The sequence below is a fragment of the Mesotoga infera genome (genome assembly GCA_011045915.1).
Lineage (GTDB): Bacteria > Thermotogota > Thermotogae > Petrotogales > Kosmotogaceae > Mesotoga > Mesotoga infera_D.
In genome coordinates this window covers 1-2827 of the sequence record DSBT01000301.1, presented here as the reverse complement: position 1 = coordinate 2827, position 2827 = coordinate 1, and the positions used below count along the sequence as shown (strand labels likewise).

Annotated in this window: 2 protein-coding genes; both read left to right on the top strand. The window is 47.4% G+C overall.

Features of this window, described 5'->3' with window-relative positions; all coding sequences use genetic code 11:
• The first annotated feature begins 442 nt into the window (after positions 1 to 442).
• Positions 443 to 1327, top strand: a complete 885-nt coding sequence (locus tag ENN47_09670) for a hypothetical protein (GenBank protein ID HDP78431.1) — start codon at positions 443 to 445, stop codon at positions 1325 to 1327.
• Positions 1312 to 2827 (top strand): hypothetical protein (locus ENN47_09665; GenBank protein ID HDP78430.1); only part of this gene is annotated, 1516 nt, incomplete at its 3' end. The genes ENN47_09670 and ENN47_09665, both read left to right, overlap by 16 nt.

Sequence of the window (2827 nt, the reverse complement as noted above, 5' to 3'; positions counted from 1 at the left end):
TGCTCCAATGAACATAAATCTCCTAATTGCAGATCCAATCCGGAAAGCATCTTCCTCATGCTCATCGCTTTAGCCGGGTTTCTTGTTCCGTAGATGAGTTCCATGCTTACAACCCTCCGAACCCACTGTATTCCCTTCTTCAATGATAACACCCTCGTCATTAAGCGATCCCTCATACAGATGAGGCTTTTCGCTCCTTTGCATATGAGTTATTGGCATAAACGATTAGAGTATTAGTCCTGCAAGAACACCACTGGAGTGAACGGATTACCAAGGAGCCCGTTCCTGCTGAATTGTCTGTGTGGCATTGTGTTGGGAACTCAAAAGCATATAATGAAAACGTAAGGGAGTCGACTTCTCACTGCCAGTTTCCTATCACATCAATCACTTTTGCCGCCTCAATCTAAGCCACTCCCTTGCCAATGGATTGGGAGGGTTGGATATGAGACGATTGTTGATTGCTCTGTTTGTTCTTCTTCTAACTTGCAGCGCGCTTTCCATGGAGTATGAAAGAAAAGACACAATAGTAGTTGACAGTAGCGGAAACGCCAGAATATCGCGAGTAGAATCCGCTCCCCCTTCTGCCCTTGCGTCTTTATACAGAATTCACTGGGAATATGTCGAAAAGTTCGGGGAAGAACAAGATTTCTTTTCACAGGCATCAACGGAACTGAAATTTGTCCTTCCCGGCAATTCAGTTTGGAACTCTGTCTCTCTTAGATCCGTGAATGAAGCTTTCTCCAGAAGCATGGAGGGACAGATTGACTCTTTCTCAGCATACGACAAATCGTCTGACATCTGGTCAATATCCACAGGTCCATCGGAGAAGTTGATGGAGGAATACTTCGAGTTCATCTTCTCACAGATGATGTTTCAGACGATGTTCCTGGAATCTCTTGAGAAGCCCTCAAAGGAATTCCAGGGAGAATTCAACGACGGAGCCATCTCTCACAAGAAGACTACCGAGGTAATCCTGCCGGAAGGCGCGGAAATCGTCAACGCAGATGAACTCGATGGAATGAACTGGATTGTTGATTTTGGCGGTGGATCTGTTATGTCGGCCTCTCTTTCTGTGTCAGACAATGCCTTAGTCTTGACTGAACAGCTCCATATTTCGCTTTCAAGACCGAGTGCATTTCTTGATCATAGAGGCGAGTTTATCATGTCTCTGTACAACTATGCAAGATTTCGAAGTACCGTATCCCTGAAAGGAAGGTTTCTCTTCCCCGTTCGTTATGCAAGGAACCCGGGCCCGACGACTGGGCAGGCAATTTCTATCAGAATTTCTCCGGACTTGAACTGTCGGCAGAAGTGGAGATTCCCTTAAATGAAACGACAAGCAGCGCAACACCGGCCTTTACAATTGGTCTCACTGTAAAACCCTCGGCTCCTCTGAACGCTCACATCGCATGGGACATCGACTTCTACTGGGGCTGGTGGGACAGCTCATGGGAACTGAATTACTTTGAAGCGTGGATCGATACTTCTCCACAGCTCGAATTCACTGTCGAGTTTGATGCCGAACTCACTTTCGCCGAGATAGAAAAGACACTCCTATCCAAGAGCTACCCTGTAGCAAGAATAGCCTTTTCAATTGGAGTGGTTCCCGTTTATATAAACATCGTCTTGTATGGAGAATTGAAAGTGATAGCAAAAGCCTATGGAAAGTTTACAGCCGAAACCGGGGTAATCGTAGGAGTAAACCTGAAGGCCGGCGCCAGATATGAAGACGATTGGTCCAATATCGCTGATTTTGACCCCTTTTACACTATTAAACCTCTTGAAATAGACGCCGAGGTAGGCGCAACCGCAACCGGGAAACTTGAAGTAGGTGCTCACGCTTTGCTTTACGATATAGCAGGCCCATATATAGCGGTTATTCCCTCTTTGGAAGCCGGACTTAAGGTTAGCGTTAGTGAAGGGCTGGAGCCCGTTCTCATGGCCAGGTTATCTGCCGCAGCAGGAGTTGACATAGCGGGATGGTTGAAGAGCATAATAGGAGACATTGGATCGGTCACAATAGAAATCGGTAACACTTTGGAGAAAGACTTGATTCCGGAAATCGGAGATCTCCTTGACTGGAACAGATCACCATCGGCTAATGCGGGAGCTGACTTTTCCGTAAATGAAGGCGAGCTCATCTCGCTAGACGGGATCAGTTCCTCAGATCCTGACTCGGATTCGCTTTCCTATACATGGACACAGATATCGGGAGCTTCAGTTCAAATTCAGAATCCGCACGCCAGAGTAGCCACTTTCACTGCTCCGGAGCTTCCGAAAAACTCGCAAAGCCAGCTCGAGTTCAGACTGGAGGTCAGTGATGGTAGAGGGGGTAGTTCAAGCGACAATATTTCAGTCACCGTACTAGATGTAAACAAACCTCCCATAAGCAGCGCGGTAGATCAAATTTCGGATGAAGGATCAACTTTGACGCTGAATCTGAATTCCTTTGTCAGCGATCCCGATGGAGATACTGTTGCTCTATCAAAGATATCCGGGCCTGGTGAGATCGCAAACGGGATCTATGTCTTCTCCCCAAACTTTACCGAATCCGGTTCTTACACAGTGGAATTCTCAGTCTCAGATGGACGGGGAGGAAGCATAGTCGACCAGTTCGCCGTTGTGGTCAACAATACCAACAGACCGCCAGTAGCATCTGTGAGTCCCGTCCAAGCGGGAAGCTTTTCAGAGGGCTCGGAAGTAGTGTTCGACGGTTCGGCGTCTTCCGATCCGGATGGTGATCAGCTGATCTACTCATGGTCGGTAACTCCCTCATTTTCTTGCGAAAACGCGGGAGTTTCACAGGTTACATTGACTGCACCAGAAC